The organism is uncultured Xylophilus sp., assembly GCA_913776965.1.
GTDB lineage: Bacteria > Pseudomonadota > Gammaproteobacteria > Burkholderiales > Burkholderiaceae_C > Xylophilus.
Map to the genome: position 1 here is coordinate 1 of CAJYQL010000027.1, position 17453 is coordinate 17453.

17 protein-coding genes, 1 tRNA gene and 1 pseudogene are annotated in these 17453 nt (G+C 67.0%); 15 read left to right on the forward strand and 4 right to left on the reverse strand.

The features are described 5' to 3' along the window. Both QZ500_RS04595 and QZ500_RS04600 read right to left on the reverse strand, forming a co-directional pair. A partial coding sequence (locus QZ500_RS04595; protein WP_295851431.1) for a CmpA/NrtA family ABC transporter substrate-binding protein occupies positions 1-1034 on the reverse strand: 1034 nt, incomplete at its 3' end. Between the two features lie 296 nt (positions 1035-1330). Then, positions 1331-2596, reverse strand: a complete 1266-nt coding sequence (locus tag QZ500_RS04600) for a nitrate regulatory protein (RefSeq protein ID WP_295851434.1) — start codon at positions 2594-2596, stop codon at positions 1331-1333. A gap of 102 nt (positions 2597-2698) precedes the next feature. On the opposite strand from QZ500_RS04600, the gene tsaD reads away from it, so the two are divergent. Further along, positions 2699-3757, forward strand: a complete 1059-nt coding sequence (gene tsaD / locus QZ500_RS04605) for a tRNA (adenosine(37)-N6)-threonylcarbamoyltransferase complex transferase subunit TsaD (protein ID WP_295851437.1) — start codon at positions 2699-2701, stop codon at positions 3755-3757. Between the two features lie 107 nt (positions 3758-3864). On the opposite strand, the gene QZ500_RS04610 is transcribed toward tsaD, so the two are convergent. Next, positions 3865-4245, reverse strand: a complete 381-nt coding sequence (locus QZ500_RS04610) for an Hsp20/alpha crystallin family protein (protein ID WP_295851440.1) — start codon at positions 4243-4245, stop codon at positions 3865-3867. Between the two features lie 95 nt (positions 4246-4340). Between QZ500_RS04610 and QZ500_RS04615 the strand changes: the two genes are divergently transcribed. Next, positions 4341-5636: a branched-chain amino acid ABC transporter substrate-binding protein gene (locus QZ500_RS04615; protein WP_295851443.1), complete on the forward strand. Its 1296-nt coding sequence runs from the start codon at positions 4341-4343 to the stop codon at positions 5634-5636. A 15-nt stretch (positions 5637-5651) separates the two neighbouring features. On the opposite strand, the gene QZ500_RS04620 is transcribed toward QZ500_RS04615, so the two are convergent. Then, positions 5652-5951 carry a hypothetical protein gene (locus QZ500_RS04620; protein WP_295851446.1) on the reverse strand — a complete coding sequence of 100 codons (300 nt, stop codon included), beginning with the start codon at positions 5949-5951 and terminating at the stop codon, positions 5652-5654. Between the two features lie 136 nt (positions 5952-6087). On the opposite strand from QZ500_RS04620, the gene rpsO reads away from it, so the two are divergent. The 13 genes and pseudogenes from rpsO to nuoG form a co-directional block, all read left to right on the forward strand. Then, the gene (gene rpsO, locus QZ500_RS04625) at positions 6088-6354 is read left to right on the forward strand and encodes a 30S ribosomal protein S15 (protein WP_295851448.1); all 267 of its coding nucleotides are present in this window, start codon (positions 6088-6090) and stop codon (positions 6352-6354) included. Positions 6355-6562: 208 nt separating this feature from the next. Further along, positions 6563-8674 (forward strand): annotated as a pseudogene (pnp, locus tag QZ500_RS04630) (polyribonucleotide nucleotidyltransferase); the annotation flags it as partial. Between the two features lie 112 nt (positions 8675-8786). Beyond that, positions 8787-9773, forward strand: a complete 987-nt coding sequence (locus tag QZ500_RS04635; protein ID WP_295851450.1) for an NAD(P)H-quinone oxidoreductase — start codon at positions 8787-8789, stop codon at positions 9771-9773. 8 nt (positions 9774-9781) lie between these two features. Beyond that, positions 9782-10528 (forward strand): triose-phosphate isomerase, encoded by a 747-nt coding sequence (gene tpiA, locus QZ500_RS04640; RefSeq protein ID WP_295851452.1) that lies wholly within the window; start codon positions 9782-9784, stop codon positions 10526-10528. 30 nt (positions 10529-10558) lie between these two features. After that, positions 10559-10951 carry a preprotein translocase subunit SecG gene (gene secG / locus QZ500_RS04645; RefSeq protein ID WP_295851454.1) on the forward strand — a complete coding sequence of 131 codons (393 nt, stop codon included), beginning with the start codon at positions 10559-10561 and terminating at the stop codon, positions 10949-10951. A gap of 122 nt (positions 10952-11073) precedes the next feature. Then, positions 11074-11158, forward strand: a tRNA-Leu gene (locus QZ500_RS04650). 58 nt (positions 11159-11216) lie between these two features. Then, positions 11217-11576 carry an NADH-quinone oxidoreductase subunit A gene (locus QZ500_RS04655; RefSeq protein ID WP_295851457.1) on the forward strand — a complete coding sequence of 120 codons (360 nt, stop codon included), beginning with the start codon at positions 11217-11219 and terminating at the stop codon, positions 11574-11576. Between the two features lie 30 nt (positions 11577-11606). Beyond that, positions 11607-12089 carry an NADH-quinone oxidoreductase subunit B family protein gene (locus QZ500_RS04660; RefSeq protein WP_295851459.1) on the forward strand — a complete coding sequence of 161 codons (483 nt, stop codon included), beginning with the start codon at positions 11607-11609 and terminating at the stop codon, positions 12087-12089. After that, entirely contained in the window at positions 12086-12721 is a 636-nt protein-coding gene (locus QZ500_RS04665; RefSeq protein ID WP_295851463.1) for an NADH-quinone oxidoreductase subunit C, read from the forward strand. Before QZ500_RS04660 ends, QZ500_RS04665 begins: the two co-directional genes overlap by 4 nt. 23 nt (positions 12722-12744) lie before the next feature. Beyond that, positions 12745-13998, forward strand: coding sequence for an NADH-quinone oxidoreductase subunit D (locus tag QZ500_RS04670; RefSeq protein ID WP_295851466.1), 1254 nt, complete (start codon positions 12745-12747; stop codon positions 13996-13998). Then, positions 13995-14498, forward strand: a complete 504-nt coding sequence (gene nuoE / locus QZ500_RS04675; RefSeq protein WP_295851468.1) for an NADH-quinone oxidoreductase subunit NuoE — start codon at positions 13995-13997, stop codon at positions 14496-14498. Before QZ500_RS04670 ends, nuoE begins: the two co-directional genes overlap by 4 nt. A 1-nt stretch (position 14499) precedes the next feature. Then, complete coding sequence (gene nuoF / locus QZ500_RS04680) at positions 14500-15909, forward strand: NADH-quinone oxidoreductase subunit NuoF (RefSeq protein WP_295851470.1); 1410 nt, start codon at positions 14500-14502, stop codon at positions 15907-15909. An 18-nt stretch (positions 15910-15927) separates the two neighbouring features. After that, positions 15928-17453: NADH-quinone oxidoreductase subunit NuoG (nuoG, locus tag QZ500_RS04685; protein WP_295851473.1), on the forward strand; the 1526-nt coding region annotated here is incomplete at its 3' end.

Below are 17453 nucleotides of genomic sequence, written 5' to 3' on the forward strand. Positions count from 1 at the left end.
GCGCCGTCGTTGTAGAACTTCATGTAGTTCGGGTCGTCCCAGGTCTTGCCCAGGCCGTTCTGGTAGCGGCCCAGGATGCGCTGGTTGATCGCGTCCACGCTGGTGTTGACGTAGCTCTTCTCGGCGATCGTCTCGGCCATCTTGTTCTTGTTCGACAGTCCGCCGTCGATCCACTTGCTGGCCTCGAGGATGGCGGCGGTCACCGCGCGTGCGGTGTTCGGGTTCTTCTTGACGAAGTCGGCCGACGTGCCCAGCACCTTTTCCGGATGGTCCTTCCAGATGTCCTGCGTGGTGACGGCGGTGATGCCGATGCCGTCCATGATCGCGCGGTGGCCCCAGGGCTCGCCGACGCAGAAGCCGTCCATGTTGCCGACGCGCATGTTGGCCACCATCTGGGGTGGCGGCACCACGATCGACTTCGCGTCCTTCATCGGGTTGATGCCATTGGCTGCCAGCCAGTAGTACAGCCACATCGCATGGGTGCCGGTCGGGAAGGTCTGGGCGAAGGTGTATTCGCGCTTCTCGGCCGCCATCAGCTTGGCGAGCGAGGCGCCGTCGACCGCGCCCTTGTCGGCCAGTTTCTTCGACAGCGTGATCGCCTGGCCGTTGTTGTTGAGCGTCATCAGCACGGCCATGTCCTTCTTCGGACCGCCCACACCGAGGTGCACGCCGTAGACCAGGCCGTACAGCACATGGGCGAAGTCGAGTTCGCCGTTGACCAGCTTGTCGCGCACGCCGGCCCAGCTGGCTTCCTTGCTGGGCACGATCTTCACGCCGTACTTCTTGTCGATCCCGAGCACCGAGGCCATCACGACGCTGGCGCAGTCGGTCAGCGGGATGAAGCCGATCTTCACTTCGGTCTTCTCGGGGGCGTCGGAACCGGCGGCCCAGACGCCGCTGTGACCGAGGGTCGAGAAGAAGGTGGCGGCGCCGAGGGCACCGGTGCGGCCCAGGAACGCACGGCGGTTCTGGGCGGGAGCGGCGGTCGTGTCGGTGGTCGTATCGGCCGGGACGGTGGAAGGCTGCGGGGTCATCATCAACTCCTTGCGTAGCGGGTAAGCGGTCCGGAAACGAAGACGGCGTCCACTCCCGGACCGCTGCGCCGCGGTAAGGGAATGGACGCCGTTGTCCGTGAGGTCGGGTGACTGGTGAACCCGACCGCCATTGGCCGGGTGTCGCAGGGAGATCAGCAGAAACCGTGCCAGCTGCGTTGGGGGCCGGGGGCATGCTGCGGGATCGGCAAACGGGCGCCTGCGGATGCCGCGGTGGCGAAGCGGCCCCGTTGTGGTGCGGTGCGATGGTGCGGCGCACCAATGCGCCGCCGCGCAGATCAGCGCGCGGGTCCGGGCAGCAGATCGGCCATCGCCAGCACGGCCTCGGCGACATCCACCAGCCGGCGGTTCTGGCTCATCGCGGTCTGGCGCAGCATCTTGTGCGCGTCGTCCTCGCTGATCTGGCGGTGCGCCATCAGCAGGCCCTTCGCACGCTCGACCCGCTTGCGTTCGTCGAGCGAGGCGCGCACGGTCGCCAGCTCGTCGTGCATCGCCTGCAGCCGGCGGGACTGCTCCTGCAGCAACTCCAGCACTGAACGCTCCAGGTGCGGGCCGTAGACCTGCGGCGCGACGTGGAAGCCGTCGGCACCCTGCGCCGCGAAACCGGCGCCCGCCGGCGCGGGTGGGCAGGCGAGCGCATCCAGCAGCGACTGCTGCGACTGCAGGTCCTGCCGCGCCTGGGCGATCCGGTCGCGGCAGAGTTGCAGCAGGTCGGCCGCGAGCCGGCTCTCGACCGCCTGCATGCCGTCGATGCGCGCCGAGCAGCAGTCGAACCAGACCGGGCTCAGGTCGGGCGCCAGCGGCGCATCGACCGGTGCGGTGCAGCCGATGCGCCGCAGCCGTTCCAGTTCGGGCACGGTCGGGCCGGTGGCGCACGCGTGCCAGAGCACGAGCGGGCCCGGCTCGGCCAGATCGACGAAAACCTGGAAGCAGCGCTCCTGCGAATCGATCAGGTGCAGCCACTGCTGCTGGCGGCGCAGGTCGGACCGGCCGCTGGTGAAGGCGGCGGCGCCGGTGGCGCGCTCCTGGCCGGCGAATTCCTTGCCCTGCATGAAATTGAACATCGCGACCAGCTGCCGCGACACCTGCGGATCGCCGGCACTGTCCGCGGCCTCGAACACGACGGCGAGCAGCCGGGCGACCAGGCCGATGAAGGCCTGCGTCGACTCGGCCGCGCCGATGCCGTCCACCGCGTCGATGCGCCGGCGCAGCGCCGGCAGCGATTCCAGGTCGTGCAGCGCATAGGCGATGCGGCTGAACAGCCGGGCGCCGTTGCCGATGCGGCTGCCCTCGGTGTCCAGCCGATCGAAGGCGGCCCGTGCCTCGTCCTCCAGCCGCAGGCAGTCGGCCACCTGCTGGCGGCGCTCGACCGCCCAGCGGCTGCCGCGGGAGGCGAGGAAGACGTTGGTCATGCCGCGCTCGCGCTGCAACGCATGGATCAGCCGGCCGCAGCACTCGACCAGTTCGCCGGTCAGCAGCAGCTGTTCCAGGTCGCGGATCTCGCAGCGGCGCGCGGCGATCAAAAAACTCAGGCCAGATTTCATGGAATGCGGAAAGCCGTGACGGAAAGCTTCGCAGCAAGTGCCATGCCGCGGGGCCGCGCATCATGCCCGGGCCGCTGTTGTCCAAGGCCTACACTCGGCCGCATGCTGGTACTCGGAATCGAATCCTCCTGCGACGAAACGGGCGTGGCCCTGGTCGAAACCCGCGCCGAGGGCGGCGTGCCGCGGCTGCTCGCCCATGCGCTGCACAGCCAGATCGAGATGCACCAGGCCTACGGCGGCGTGGTGCCCGAACTCGCGAGCCGCGACCACATCCGCCGGGTCCTGCCGCTGGCCGAGACGGTGCTGGCCGAGGCGGGCCGCACGCTCGCGCAGACCGACGTGGTCGCCTTCACCCGCGGACCGGGGCTGGCGGGGGCGCTGCTGGTCGGCGCCGGGGTCGCATGTGCGCTGGGTGCGTCGCTCGGCCGTCCGGTGCTCGGCGTGCACCATCTGGAAGGGCATCTGCTGTCGCCGTTCCTGAGCGCCGATCCGCCCGAATTCCCCTTCGTCGCCCTGCTGGTGTCCGGCGGCCACACGCAGCTGATGCGGGTCGACGGCGTGGGCCGCTACACGCTGCTCGGCGAGACGATCGACGATGCGGCCGGGGAGGCCTTCGACAAGAGCGCCAAGCTGCTCGGCCTCGGCTACCCGGGCGGGCCGGCGCTGGCGCGGCTGGCGGAGGAGGGCGATCCGCAGGCGTTCGCGCTGCCGCGGCCGCTGCAGCATAGCGGCAATCTCGACTTCTCCTTCGCCGGCCTGAAGACGGCGGTGCTCACCCAGGCGAAGAAGCTCGGCGACGGGCTCGACGCCCGCAAGGCCGACCTCGCGGCCTCCACCCAGGCGGCGATCGTCGAGGTGCTGGTGAAAAAGTCGCTCGCCGCGCTGAAGGAGACGGGGCTCAGGCGTATCGTCGTCGCGGGCGGCGTGGGCGCCAACCGGTCGCTGCGCGCGTCGCTCGACGCCGCCTGCGCCAGGCGCGGGGTGCGGGTCCACTATCCCGAGCTGCACCTCTGCACCGACAACGGCGCGATGATCGCGCTCGCGGCGGCCATGCGGCTGGATGCGGGCATCGCGACCGCCGACCGGCGCTACAGCTTCGACGTGCGGCCGCGCTGGCCGCTCGACGCGCTGGATGCGCTGGATGCGCTGGACGTGACCTGAGTTTTTTGCAAGCGGCGCCGCCGCACGCAAAAAGGCCCGCCGGGCGATCCGGCAGGCCTTTTCTTTTTAGCGCTTTGCAGCGGCCGCCCAGCGAGCGGCAGGGACGGTCAGCTGATCTGCAGCTGCGTCACGTTGCTGACCGGCGCCTTCTTGCCGAGCACCAAGCTCAGCACACCGTTCTCCAGCTTGGCCTGGCTGGTGGCCGGATCGATCTCCTGCGGCAGCTCGTAGTTCGCCTGGAAGCTGCGGGCTGCGCCTTCGACGGTGGCAATGCGCACGGTCGATCCCTCGATGCCGATGGTGAGTTGCTCGCGGGACACGCCGGGCAGGTCGAGCTGCAGTTTCCAGCTCGTGTCGTCCTGGGTCACGTCCAGGTTGCGGGCACGTGCCGGCTGCAGCGCATCGCTGACGAAACGCTCGAAGCTGCGATCGACCGGACGCAGGGCGGGCACATAGGCGGAACGGCGGATGACCGGTGCGAAAAACATGGAAATGGCTCCTAGTACACTGCGCGGCCCTCGGACTGGATGAGCGCCGCATGGAGCGAATCTGCGCACGGCCGGGGCGGTTTCAAGGGGGAAAAATGGGCAGAAAAAATTTGGTTTCGCGCGTCTTGAAATGGGCCGGCGCAGCAATATTTCTTTCGGTTTTTTCGGCCGGCGCGCAGACCGCCGCGCCGCCGCCGCCGCTGCGCATCGCGATGATCGAAAGCCTGTCCGGCAGCTTCTCGAATGCGGGCGAGGCCGTGTTCCGCAACCTCGTCTGGGCGGTCGAGCGGGTCAACGCGCGGGGCGGCGTCCGCCTGCCGGCGGCGGCCGGCGGTGCCCGTCCGCTGCAGTTGACGCGCTACGACAGCAAGGGCCAGAACGAGGAGGCGCTGTCGGCCCTGCGCGCAGCGATCGACGACGGTGCGCAGGTGGTGATGCAGGGCAACTCGTCGGCCACCGCCGCCGCGCTGCTCGACGCGATCGACAAGCACAACGCGCGCGACCCGCAGCGGCGGGTGGTGTTCCTCAACTACTCGGCGGTGGACCCGGTGCTGACCAACGAGAAGTGCAGCTTCTGGCACTTCCGCTACGACGCCCATGCCGACATGCGCATGGCCGCGCTGATGGAGGTGCTGCGCGACGATGCCGCAGTGCGGAGCGTGTATCTCATCGGCCAGGACTACAGCTTCGGCCAGGCGGTGCTGCGCGAGGCGCGCCGGCAGTTGGCGGCCCAGCGGCCGGACGTGGCAATCGTCGGCGACGAGCTGCATCCGATGGGCCGGGTGAAGGACTTCGCGCCTTACGCGGCCAAGATTCGCGCCAGCGGTGCGCAGGCAGTCATCACCGGCAACTGGGGCAACGACCTGACGCTGCTGGTGAAGGCGGCGCGCGAGGCGGGCTTCGACGGCAAGTTCTACACCTTCTACGGCAACGCGCTCGGCGCGCCGGCAGCGCTCGGCGATGCGGGTGTCGGCCGGGTGGTCGCAGTGGCCGACTGGCTGCCGAATGTGCCGGGCGCGCAGAGCGAGGCGTTCTACACCGCCTTCCGCCAGCGCTATCCGCAGCCGGCGGACGACTATGTCCACATGCGGATGCAGCTGATGGTCGAGTCGCTCGCCCAGGCGGTCGAGCGCGCGGGCAGTACCGACACCACCGCGATTGCCCGGGCGCTGGAGCAGTCCGAGGTCGCGCTCAGCGGACAGTCCGGCCGGATGCGGGCAGCGGACCATCAGTTCCAGCAGAACTTGGTCGTCGGCGAGATGGGCCGCAAGGGCCAGCCCGGCGTGAAGTTCGATGTGGAGGGCTCGGGCTACGGTTTCCGGGTGATCCGCACCATTCCGGCAGCCCGGGCCGAGCAGCCGACCAACTGCCGGATGCAGCGGCCGGCCTGACCGGCACCGCGCGGATCAGCCGCCGAAGCCGAGGCAGGCGCCCGCGTTCGGCCGCCCGCGGCACTCGCGGGCCAGGCGGCGGTCGCGCTCGGCGGTGGATTCGTCGGAGCTGCTGCGCTGGACCCGGGGCCGCTGGACGCGGTGGCGCCGCACCCGGGGAGCGCTGTCCGCCACCGGTGCCGCGCTGGTCTCCCCGGTCCGCCGCGCAGCTTCGGCCGGTGCGGGCATCAGCAGCAGCAGACTCGCCGCCGCGGCGGCGAGCAGGGCCAGGCTCCAGTAGGTGCGGGAAGTGGGTAACGGTGCGGTGGGCGGCATGGACGGCTCCGGCGATCAGGCGAGGGAACAGGCAAAGGTCGGCCACGTTATAATCGACGGGCTTTGCATTCGGCAAGGCACACGTGGGGCGCATTTCCAGTGCCCCTCGCAAGTCAAACATCACCGGAAAAACAACATGATCGAATCCTCCATCAAGGCGCAAGTCGTCAAGGACAACGCCCGTTCCGCCAACGACACCGGCAGCCCCGAAGTCCAGGTCGCCATCCTGACGGCTCGCATCAACGAACTCACCCCGCACTTCAAGACGCACGCTAAGGACCACCACGGTCGTCGCGGCCTGCTGCGCATGGTGAGCCGCCGCCGCAAGCTGCTGGACTACCTGAAGGCCAAGGACGCTGACCGTTACACCGCCCTGATCGCCAAGCTGGGCCTGCGCAAGTAAGCGCCACGCATGCACGAAACGCCTGAGTTAGCCCGCTAGCTCAGGCGTTTTGCACTTCCGGAGCCGCACGACAGAGCGAAGCTGTGTCATTCCACCGGTCCTCCCGACGAGGGTCGCTGGAATGGCATCGTGTTCTGGACTGCCCTCCGGCCCCGGCAGGCCCCGAACGGCCTGCCATCCCTTCCTCCGAGAGCAGAAAAGGAACGCCATGAGCATCTTCAACAAGATCACCAAGACCTTCCAGTGGGGCGAGCACACCGTCCGCATGGAAACCGGCGAAATCGCCCGCCAGGCCGCCGGTGCGGTACTGGTCGACATCGAAGGCACGGTGGTGCTGGCCACCGTCGCCGCCTCCAAGACCGCCAAGAGCGGCCAGGACTTCTTCCCGCTGACCGTCGACTACATCGAGAAGACGTACGCCGCCGGCAAGATCCCGGGCAGCTTCTTTAAACGCGAAGCCAAGCCGAGCGAGCTCGAGACCCTGACCAGCCGCCTGATCGACCGTCCGATCCGCCCGCTGTTCCCCGAAGGCTTCTTCAACGACGTGCACGTGGTGATCCACACCGTGTCGCTGAACCCCGAGGTCGATGCCGACATCGCCGCGATGATCGGCGTGAGCGCCGCGCTGGCGATCTCCGGCATCCCGTTCGCCGGCCCGATCGGCGCCGCGCGCGTGGGCTACATCAACGGCGAATACGTGCTGAACCCGGGCCAGACCGCCCGCAAGAACTCGCAGCTCGACCTGGTCGTCGCCGGCACCGAATCCGCCGTGCTGATGGTCGAGTCCGAAGCGCAGCAGCTGTCCGAAGACATCATGCTCGGCGCCGTGGTGTTCGGCCACGAGCAGGGCAACATCGCGATCAACGCGATCCACGAACTGGTGCGCGAAGGCGGCAAGCCGGTCTGGGACTGGCAGCCGCCGGCGAAGGACGATGCCCTGATCGCCAAGGTCAACGGCCTGGCCGAAGAGAAGCTGCGCGCCGCCTACCAGCTGCGCAACAAGCAGGCCCGCACCCAGGCGCTGCGCGAAGCCACCGCCTCCGTCATGGAAGGCCTGAAGGCCGACGGCACCGCGTTCGACAGCGTCAAGGTCGAAGGCCTGCTGTTCGACATCGAGGCCAAGATCGTCCGCAGCCAGATCCTGGCCGGCGAGCCGCGCATCGACGGCCGCGACACCCGCACCGTGCGCCCGATCGAGATCCGAAATTCCGTGCTGCCGCGCACGCACGGCTCCGCGCTGTTCACCCGCGGCGAGACCCAGGCGCTGGTCGTCACGACGCTCGGCACCGAGCGCGACGCGCAGCGTATCGACGCGCTGGCCGGCGAGTTCGAGGACCGCTTCCTGTTCCACTACAACATGCCTCCCTTCGCCACCGGCGAAGTGGGCCGCATGGGCTCCACCAAGCGCCGCGAAGTCGGCCACGGCCGCCTGGCCAAGCGCGCGCTGATCGCCGTGCTGCCGCAGAAGGACGAGTTCCCCTACACCATCCGCGTGGTGTCGGAGATCACCGAATCCAACGGCTCCTCGTCGATGGCCTCGGTCTGCGGCGGCTGTCTGTCGATGATGGACGCCGGCGTGCCGATCAAGACGCACGTCGCCGGCATCGCGATGGGCCTGATCAAGGACGCCAACCGATTCGCCGTGCTGACCGACATCCTGGGCGACGAGGACCACCTCGGCGACATGGACTTCAAGGTCGCGGGCTCCGCCACCGGCATCACCGCGCTCCAGATGGACATCAAGATCCAGGGCATCACCAAGGAAATCATGCAGGTCGCCCTGGCCCAGGCCAAGGAGGCGCGTCTGCACATCCTCGGCAAGATGCAGGAAGCGATGGGCTCGGCCAACACCGAAGTCTCCAGCTTCGCGCCCAAGCTCTACACGATGAAGATCAACCCCGAGAAGATCCGCGACGTGATCGGCAAGGGCGGCTCGGTCATCCGTGCGCTGACCGAGGAAACCGGCACGCAGATCAACATCGACGAAGACGGCACGATCACCATCGCCTCGACCGACAGCGCCAAGGCCGACGAGGCCAAGCGCCGCATCGAGCAGATCACCGCGGAAGTGGAGATCGGCAAGGTCTACGAAGGCCCGGTCGTGAAGATCCTGGACTTCGGCGCGCTGATCAACCTGCTGCCCGGCAAGGATGGTCTGCTGCACATCAGCCAGATCGCCCACGAGCGCGTCGAGAAGGTGACCGACTACCTGACCGAAGGCCAGATCGTGAAGGTCAAGGTCCTCGAGACCGACGAGAAGGGCCGCGTGAAGCTGTCGCTGAAGGCGCTGCTGGATCGCCCGGAACGCCCGGCGTTCGACGGCAACCGCCAGGGCTAAACCTCGGGTTGCTATCGTTTTCGGAGCTACCTGCGCAGGCGCGGCAAGCGCAGGAGCCCGATTTCCTTCTGAAATCATGCGATCCGGAGCCCTTATGCGTGTCGTTGATATCACGTCCTTCGGAGCACCCGAGGTGCTTCGCCTGGGCGAGCGCGCCCGGCCGGTCCCCTCGGCGGGCGAACTGCTGATCCGCGTCGCGGCCAGCGGCGTGAACCGGCCCGACGTGCTGCAGCGCACCGGCAACTACCCGGTGCCGCCGGGCGCGTCGGACGTGCCCGGCCTGGAGGTGGCGGGCGAGATCGTCGAAGGCGATGCCGCGGCGCTCGCGGACGCGGGCTTCGCCCTCGGCGACCGCGTGTGTGCGCTGCTCGCCGGTGGCGGCTATGCCGAGTTCGCGGTCGCACCGATCGCGCAGTGCCTGCCGGTGCCGGCCGGCCTGAGCGACGTCGAGGCGGCATCGCTGCCCGAGACCTTCTTCACCGTCTGGAGCAACGTCTTCATGCGCGGCCGGCTCCAGGCCGGCGAAACCCTGCTGGTGCAGGGCGGCACCAGCGGCATCGGCGTGACCGCGATCCAGCTCGGCAAGGCGCTGGGCGCGACCGTGATCGTCACCGCCGGCAGCGACGACAAGTGCGCTTCCTGTCTGCAACTGGGTGCCGACCACGCGATCAACTATAAGACGCAGGATTTCGTCGAGGAGGCGAAGCGCCTCACCGGGGGCCGCGGCGTGGACGTGGTGCTCGACATGGTCGCCGGCGACTACGTGGCGCGCGAAGTCGACTGCCTGGCGGAAGACGGCCGCATCGTGATCATCGCGGTGCAGGGCGGCACGCGCGCGGCGTTCAACGCCGGGCTGGTGCTGCGCCGGCGCCTGACGATCACCGGCTCGACGCTGCGGCCGCGTCCCGTCGCATTCAAGGGCGCGATCGCCCGCGAGTTGCGCGAGCGTGTCTGGCCGCTGCTCGCAGAGGGCTGCGTGCGCCCCGTGATCCATGCCACCTTCGACGCAGCCGACGCTGCGCAGGCTCACACCCTTATGGAGTCGGGCGCACACGTCGGCAAGATCGTCCTGACCTGGTAAACCTTCTCATGCAGAACAACAAGAAACTCATCGCCGGCAACTGGAAGATGAACGGCGGCCTGGCCGCCAATGCCGCGCTGCTCGACGGCATCCTGGCCGGTCTCGGCACGCCGGGCTGCGACGTCGCAGTCTGCGTGCCCGCGCCGTATCTGGCGCAGGTCGGTGAGCGCGTGCAGGGCACGGCAGTCGCACTCGGCGCACAGGACGTGTCGGCGCATCGGCAGGGCGCCTACACCGGCGAAGTGTCGGGCGCGATGCTCGGCGACTTCGGCGTGCGCTATGTACTGGTCGGCCATTCCGAACGTCGCCAGTACCACGCAGAAACCGACGCCACGGTGGCTGCCAAGGCAGTCGCAGCGCTCGACGCCGGCTTGACGCCGGTGGTCTGCATCGGCGAGACGCTGGCCGAGCGCGAGGCCGGCGACACCGCGGCGGTCGTCGGCCGCCAGCTGGCGGCGGTGCTGTCGGCGCTTGGCGAACGGGCTGCGCAAATCGTCGTCGCCTACGAGCCGGTCTGGGCAATCGGCACCGGTCGCACCGCGACGCCGGAGCAGGCCCAGGCCGTGCATGCCGATCTGCGTGCGCAACTGGCAGCGGCAGATGCCGCGACGGTCCGCGTGCTCTACGGCGGCAGCATGAACGCGATCAATGCCGCGGAACTGCTCGGTCAGCCCGACATCGACGGCGGCCTGATCGGCGGCGCATCGCTCAAGGCGCCGGATTTCCTCGCCATCGTCGGTGCGGCCAGCGCCTGACATCTGCCTTCCCGACTTCGGAGTTCTTCCATGACCATCGTTCTCAATGTGATCCTCGCGGTGCAGATGCTGTCCGCCCTGGCCATGATCGGCCTGATCCTCGTCCAGCACGGAAAGGGTGCCGACATGGGCGCCGCGTTCGGCAGCGGCGGATCCGGCAGCCTGTTCGGCGCGAGCGGCAGTGCGAACTTCCTGTCGCGCAGCACTGCAGTGCTGGCAGCCGTGTTCTTCGTCTGCACGCTGGCGCTCGCTTATTTCGGCAACCTGCGTCCCGCCGATTCGGGCAGCGTGCTCGACCGTCCGGGTGTCTCGGCTCCGGTGCCCGCACCGGCCGCGCCGGTCGACACCGGTCCCGCATCGCAGATCCCCGGCAACACGCCCGCGGCACCGGCTGTACCTGCCACCGCGCCCAAGGCACCTTGAGGCGCGTCTTGCGCGAAAACTGCGTCCGCTCCGGAAAACAGGGTTAATCCGGAGTAGAATCTGAGTCTGCTCGGAAAGCCAAACACCGCAAGGTCCTCATGCCATCCGAGCAGCGCAAAACCGCCGTCGTGGTGAAATTGGTAGACACGCTATCTTGAGGGGGTAGTGGCGAAAGCTGTGCGAGTTCGAGTCTCGCCGACGGCACCAAACTTAGCCGGCCCGGATGTTCTGTCCGGGCCGGTGCAGCGGTAAAGCCTCCCCAACGATGAACCTCGACCAGTACCTCCCCGTCCTTCTGTTCATCCTGGTCGGCATAGGTGTCGGCATCGCGCCGCAGGTTCTCGGTTACATCCTCGGCCCCAACCGCCCCGACGCGGCGAAGAATTCCCCCTACGAGTGCGGCTTCGAAGCCTTTGAAGACGCCCGCATGCAGTTCGACGTGCGGTACTACCTCGTCGCGATCCTCTTCATTCTTTTCGATCTCGAGATCGCCTTCCTGTTCCCGTGGGCGGTGGCGCTGAAGACCATCGGCCCGACCGGCTTCTGGGCGGCGGTCCTGTTCCTCGGCATCCTCGTGGTGGGCTTCGCCTACGAATGGAAGAAGGGCGCGCTGGACTGGGAATGATCCGGCAGCGTCCGACAAGGGAGCACATCCATGGCTATTGAAGGTATTTTGAAGGAAGGCTTCGTCACGACGTCGTACGACTCCGTGGTGAACTGGGCCAAGACCGGCTCGCTGTGGCCGATGACGTTCGGCCTCGCCTGCTGCGCGGTCGAGATGATGCATGCCGCAGCGGCCCGCTACGACATCGGCCGCTTCGGCGCCGAGGTGTTCCGTGCCAGCCCGCGCCAGTCCGATCTGATGATCGTGGCCGGCACACTGTGCAACAAGATGGCGCCGGCGCTGCGCAAGGTCTACGACCAGATGGCGGAGCCCCGCTGGGTGCTCTCGATGGGCTCGTGTGCCAACGGCGGCGGTTACTACCATTACAGCTATTCCGTCGTGCGCGGTTGCGACCGTATCGTGCCGGTCGATGTCTACGTGCCCGGTTGCCCGCCGACTGCCGAAGCGCTCATCTACGGGATCATCCAGTTGCAGCAGAAGGTGCGCCGCACCAACACGATTGCCCGCGTATGAGCGACATCGCCACATTTGCTTCCACCGACGCGCCGGCGATCACGCCCGAGGCGTTGCAGCAGACCATCGTCGCCACTCTGGGCGACCGTCTGCAGCGCAGCTACATCCGGCTCGGCGAACTCACCGTCGTGATCGCTCCCGCGCACTACGCCGAGGCGATGCGGACCCTGCGCGATGCGCCGGGTTGCAAGTTCGAGCAGCTGGTCGACATCTGCGGCGTGGACTATTCCACCTACCGCGACGGTCTGTGGGAAGGCCAGCGCTATGCCGTCGTCTCCCATCTGCTGTCCGTAAGCCTGAACCAGCGTGTGCGCGTCAAGGTGTTCTGCGCCGACGACGATCTGCCGGCGGTGCCGTCGGTCACGCCGCTGTGGAGCTCGGCGAACTGGTTCGAGCGCGAAGCGTTCGACCTCTTCGGCATCGTGTTCGAAGGCCACGAGGACCTTCGCCGCATCCTCACCGACTACGGCTTCATCGGCCATCCGTTCCGCAAGGACTTCCCGCTGCTCGGCCATGTCGAGATGCGCTACGACGCAGAACTGCAGCGCGTGGTCTACCAGCCCGTCTCGATCGAAGCGCGCGAAGTCACGCCGCGCATCATCCGCGAAGACAACTACGGCGGCCTGCACTAGGCCCGGCCGTCCACGGTATCCCCATGGCTGAAATCAAGAACTACACCCTGAATTTCGGGCCGCAGCATCCTGCGGCCCACGGCGTGTTGCGGCTGGTGCTCGAGCTCGACGGCGAAGTGGTCCAGCGCGCCGATCCGCACATCGGCCTGCTGCACCGTGCGACCGAAAAGCTGGCGGAGCACAAGACCTTCATCCAGTCGCTGCCTTACATGGACCGGCTGGACTACGTGTCCATGATGTGCAACGAGCACGCCTACTGCCTGGCGATCGAGAAGCTGCTCAGCCTCGAGGTGCCGATCCGCGCCCAGTACATCCGCGTGATGTTCGCCGAGATCACCCGGCTGCTGAACCACCTGATGTGGCTCGGCTCGCACGGCAACGACTGCGGCAGCTCGACCATCCTGATCTACGCATTCCGCGAGCGGGAAGATCTGTTCGACATGTACGAAGCCGTGTCGGGCGCGCGCATGCACGCGGCGTACTTCCGCCCGGGCGGCGTCTACCGCGACCTGCCGGACGTGATGCCGCAGTACACCGTCAGCAAGATCCGCAATGCGCGGGCGCTGGCGAAGATGAACGAGAACCGGCAGGGTTCGCTGCTCGACTTCATCGACGACTTCACGCAGCGCTTCGACCATCACATGGACGAGTACCACACGCTGCTGACGGACAACCGGATCTGGAAGCAGCGCACGGTGGGCATCGGCGTCATGACGCCGGAGCGAGCGCTGAACCTCGGCCTGACCGGGCCGATGCTCCGCGGTTCCGGCATCGCCTGGGACCTGCGCAAGAAGCAGCCCTACGACGTCTACGACCGCATGGACTTCGACATCCCGGTCGGCAAGACCGGCGACTGCTACGACCGCTACCTGGTGCGCATGGAGGAAATGCGCCAGTCCAACCGCATCATCAAGCAATGCGTGGACTGGCTGCGCGTCAATCCGGGTCCGGTGATCACCGACAACCACAAGATAGCGGCGCCCGACCGCGAATCGATGAAGGCGAACATGGAGGAGCTGATCCACCATTTCAAGCTCTTCACCGAAGGCTTCCACGTGCCGGAAGGCGAAGCCTACGCTGCCGTCGAACACCCGAAGGGCGAGTTCGGCATTTATCTTGTCAGCGACGGCGCCAACAAGCCGTACCGCCTGAAAATCCGCGCGCCGGGTTTCGCCCATCTGGCTGCCATGGACGAGATGGCTCGCGGTCACATGATTGCCGACGCCGTCGCCGTGATCGGCACGCTGGACATCGTTTTTGGAGAGATTGACCGATGATCTCCGACAGCACACGCGCCCGTTTCGAGCGCGAGATCGCCAAGTACCCGTACGAGCTTCGCCAGTCGGCCGTGATGGCCTGCCTGTCCATCGTGCAGCAGGAGCAGGGCCATGTGAGCCAGGAGAGCGAGGCCGCCATCGCGGAGATTCTCGGGATGCCCGAGATCGCGGTGCGTGAGGTGACCACGTTCTACAACATGTACAACCAGCAGCCGGTCGGCCGGTTCAAGCTGAACGTCTGCACCAATCTGCCGTGCCAGCTGCGCGATGGCCAGAAGGCGTTGCACTATCTGGAAAAGAAGCTCGGTATCACCATGGGCGAAACCACGGCCGACGGCTGTTTCACGCTCCAGCAGAGCGAATGCCTGGGTGCATGTGCGGATGCGCCAGTGATGCTGGTCAACGACCGCACGATGTGCAGCTTCATGAGCGACGAAAAGCTCGATCAGCTGGTCGACGGCCTGCGGGCCGCCGATGACGGCTCAGCCCGGGGAGTCTGAGATGAACGCTCAACAAGTGCTCTCGCAGTTCCAGGCCACCGGTGTCCAGACCTGCTTCCACGACCGGCACATCGAGCCGCAGATCTATGCGGATCTCGACGGCACCAACTGGTCCCTGAAGCATTACGAGGCGCGCGGCGGCTACCAGGCTCTGCGCAAGATCCTCGGCAAGCTCGACGTGCCTGCCGACGCACCGGTGCAGACAGACGCTGAAGGGCATCCGCTCGATCCGAATGCCGGCATGACGCAGGACCAGGTGATCGCCACGGTCAAGGAGTCCGGCCTGCGCGGCCGCGGCGGTGCGGGTTTCCCGACCGGACTGAAGTGGAGCTTCATGCCCCGTCAGTTCCCCGGCCAGAAGTACCTCGTCTGCAACTCCGACGAGGGCGAGCCCGGTACCTGCAAGGATCGCGACATCCTGCAGTTCAACCCGCACATCGTCATCGAAGGGATGATCATCGCCGCGTATGCGATGGGCATCACCGTGGGCTACAACTACATCCACGGCGAAATCTTCCAGACCTACGAACGCTTCGAGGAAGCACTGGAAGAGGCCCGTGCCGCAGGCTACCTGGGCGACAGGATCCTGGGCAGCACCTTCAGCTTCCAGCTGCATGCGCACCACGGTTTCGGCGCCTACATCTGCGGCGAGGAAACTGCGCTGCTGGAATCGCTGGAAGGCAAGAAGGGCCAGCCCCGCTTCAAGCCGCCGTTCCCGGCCAGCTTCGGCCTGTACGGCAAGCCCACCACGATCAACAACACCGAAACCTTCGCAGCGGTCCCCTGGATCATTTGCAATGGCGGCGCGGCCTACCTCGCCGTGGGCAAGCCTAACAACGGCGGTACGAAGATCTTCTCGGTCTCCGGTGATGTGGAAAAGCCCGGCAACTACGAGATCCCCCTGGGAACGCCTTTCTCCAAGCTGCTGGAACTCGCCGGCGGTGTGCGCAAGGGCCGCCAGCTCAAGGCGGTGATCCCGGGCGGTTCGTCCGCGCCGGTGCTGCCGGCGTCGATCATCATGGAATGCACGATGGACTACGACTCCATCGCCAAAGCCGGTTCGATGCTCGGCTCGGGCGCGGTGATCGTGATGGACGATTCGCGCAGCATGGTGGAATCGCTGCTGCGTCTGTCGTATTTCTACATGCACGAGTCCTGCGGCCAGTGCACGCCGTGCCGCGAGGGCACCGGCTGGATGTGGCGCGTGATCGAGCGTATCCAGCACACCCAGGGCCGCGAAGGCGATCTGGATCTGCTCAATTCGGTCGCGGACAACATCCAGGGCCGCACGATCTGCGCCCTCGGCGATGCCGCGGCGATGCCGGTGCGCGCGATGATCAAGCACTTCCGCCCCGAGTTCGAGGCACTGATCCAGCAGAACAGGAACGCCGCCGGAACGGCCCACGCCTGAGACCGCGGAATACACGACATGGTTGAAATAGAACTCGACGGCCGGAAGGTCGAGGTGGCCGAGGGCTGCATGGTGATGCATGCGGCCGAGAAGGCGGGAACCTACATTCCGCATTTCTGCTACCACAAGAAGCTGTCCATCGCCGCCAACTGCCGCATGTGCCTGGTGGAAGTGGAGAAAGCGCCCAAGCCGATGCCTGCCTGCGCCACGCCGGTGACCAACGGCATGGTCGTGCGCACCAAGAGCGACAAGGCGGTCAAGGCCCAGCAGTCGGTGATGGAATTCCTGCTGATCAACCATCCGCTGGACTGCCCGATCTGCGACCAGGGTGGCGAATGCCAGCTGCAGGACATCGCCGTGGGTTACGGCGGTTCCGCCTCCCGGTATGCCGAAGAGAAGCGGGTCGTCGTCCACAAGGACGTCGGTCCTCTCATCTCGATGGAAGAGATGAGCCGCTGCATCCACTGCACCCGCTGCGTGCGGTTCGGCCAGGAAGTGGCCGGCGTGATGGAACTCGGCATGATTCACCGCGGCGAGCATTCCGAGATCACCACCGTCGTCGGCGACACGGTGGATTCGGAACTGTCCGGCAACATGATCGACATCTGCCCGGTCGGCGCTCTGACCAGCAAGCCGTTCCGCTACAGCGCCCGTACCTGGGAACTGTCGCGCCGCAAGTCCGTCAGCCCTCACGATTCGACCGGCGCCAACCTGATCGTCCAGGTCAAGAACAACCAGGTCATGCGCGTGCTCCCGCTCGAGAACGAGGCGGTGAACGAATGCTGGATCGCCGACCGCGACCGCTTCTCCTATGAAGCGCTCAACGGCGAAGACCGCCTGACCCAGCCGATGCTGAAGCAGGGCGGCGAATGGAAGACGGTGGACTGGCAGACGGCGCTCGAATACGTCGCGAACGGCCTGCGGCAGATCAAGGCGGACCATGGCGCGGGCGCGATCGGCGCGCTGGTCAGCCCGCACAGTACCCTGGAAGAGCTGTACCTGGCCGGCGCGTTGGTGCGCGGCCTGGGCAGCGACAACATCGACCATCGTCTGCGCCATGCCGACTTCACGGCGGCACCGGCCGGCGCCGTTCGCTGGCTGGGCACGTCCATCTCATCGCTGTCGCAACTGCAATCGGTGTTGGTCGTCGGTTCCAACCTGCGCAAGGACCATCCGCTCTTCGCCCAGCGCATCCGTCAGGCGGCGCGCAAAGGCTGCGTGGTCCATGCCATCGGTGCCACCGAAAACGACTGGGCGATGCCCGTGACCTCGACGGTGCTGCCGCACGACCAGTGGATGCAGGCATTGGCTGCGGTGGCGTCGGCGGTCGGCGCCGAAAAGGGCGGTGCGTCCCCGTTCGGCGGCGTGGCCGATGAGGCTGCGACTGCTTTGGCGCAGAGCCTCCTGCGCGGCGAGCGGAAGGCGATCCTGCTCGGTAACGCCGCGGCGCACCATACGGACGCGTCGGGCCTGCTGGCGTGCGCTCAGTGGATCGGCGAGCAGACGGGTGCGTCGGTCGGCTACCTGACGGAAGCGGCCAACAC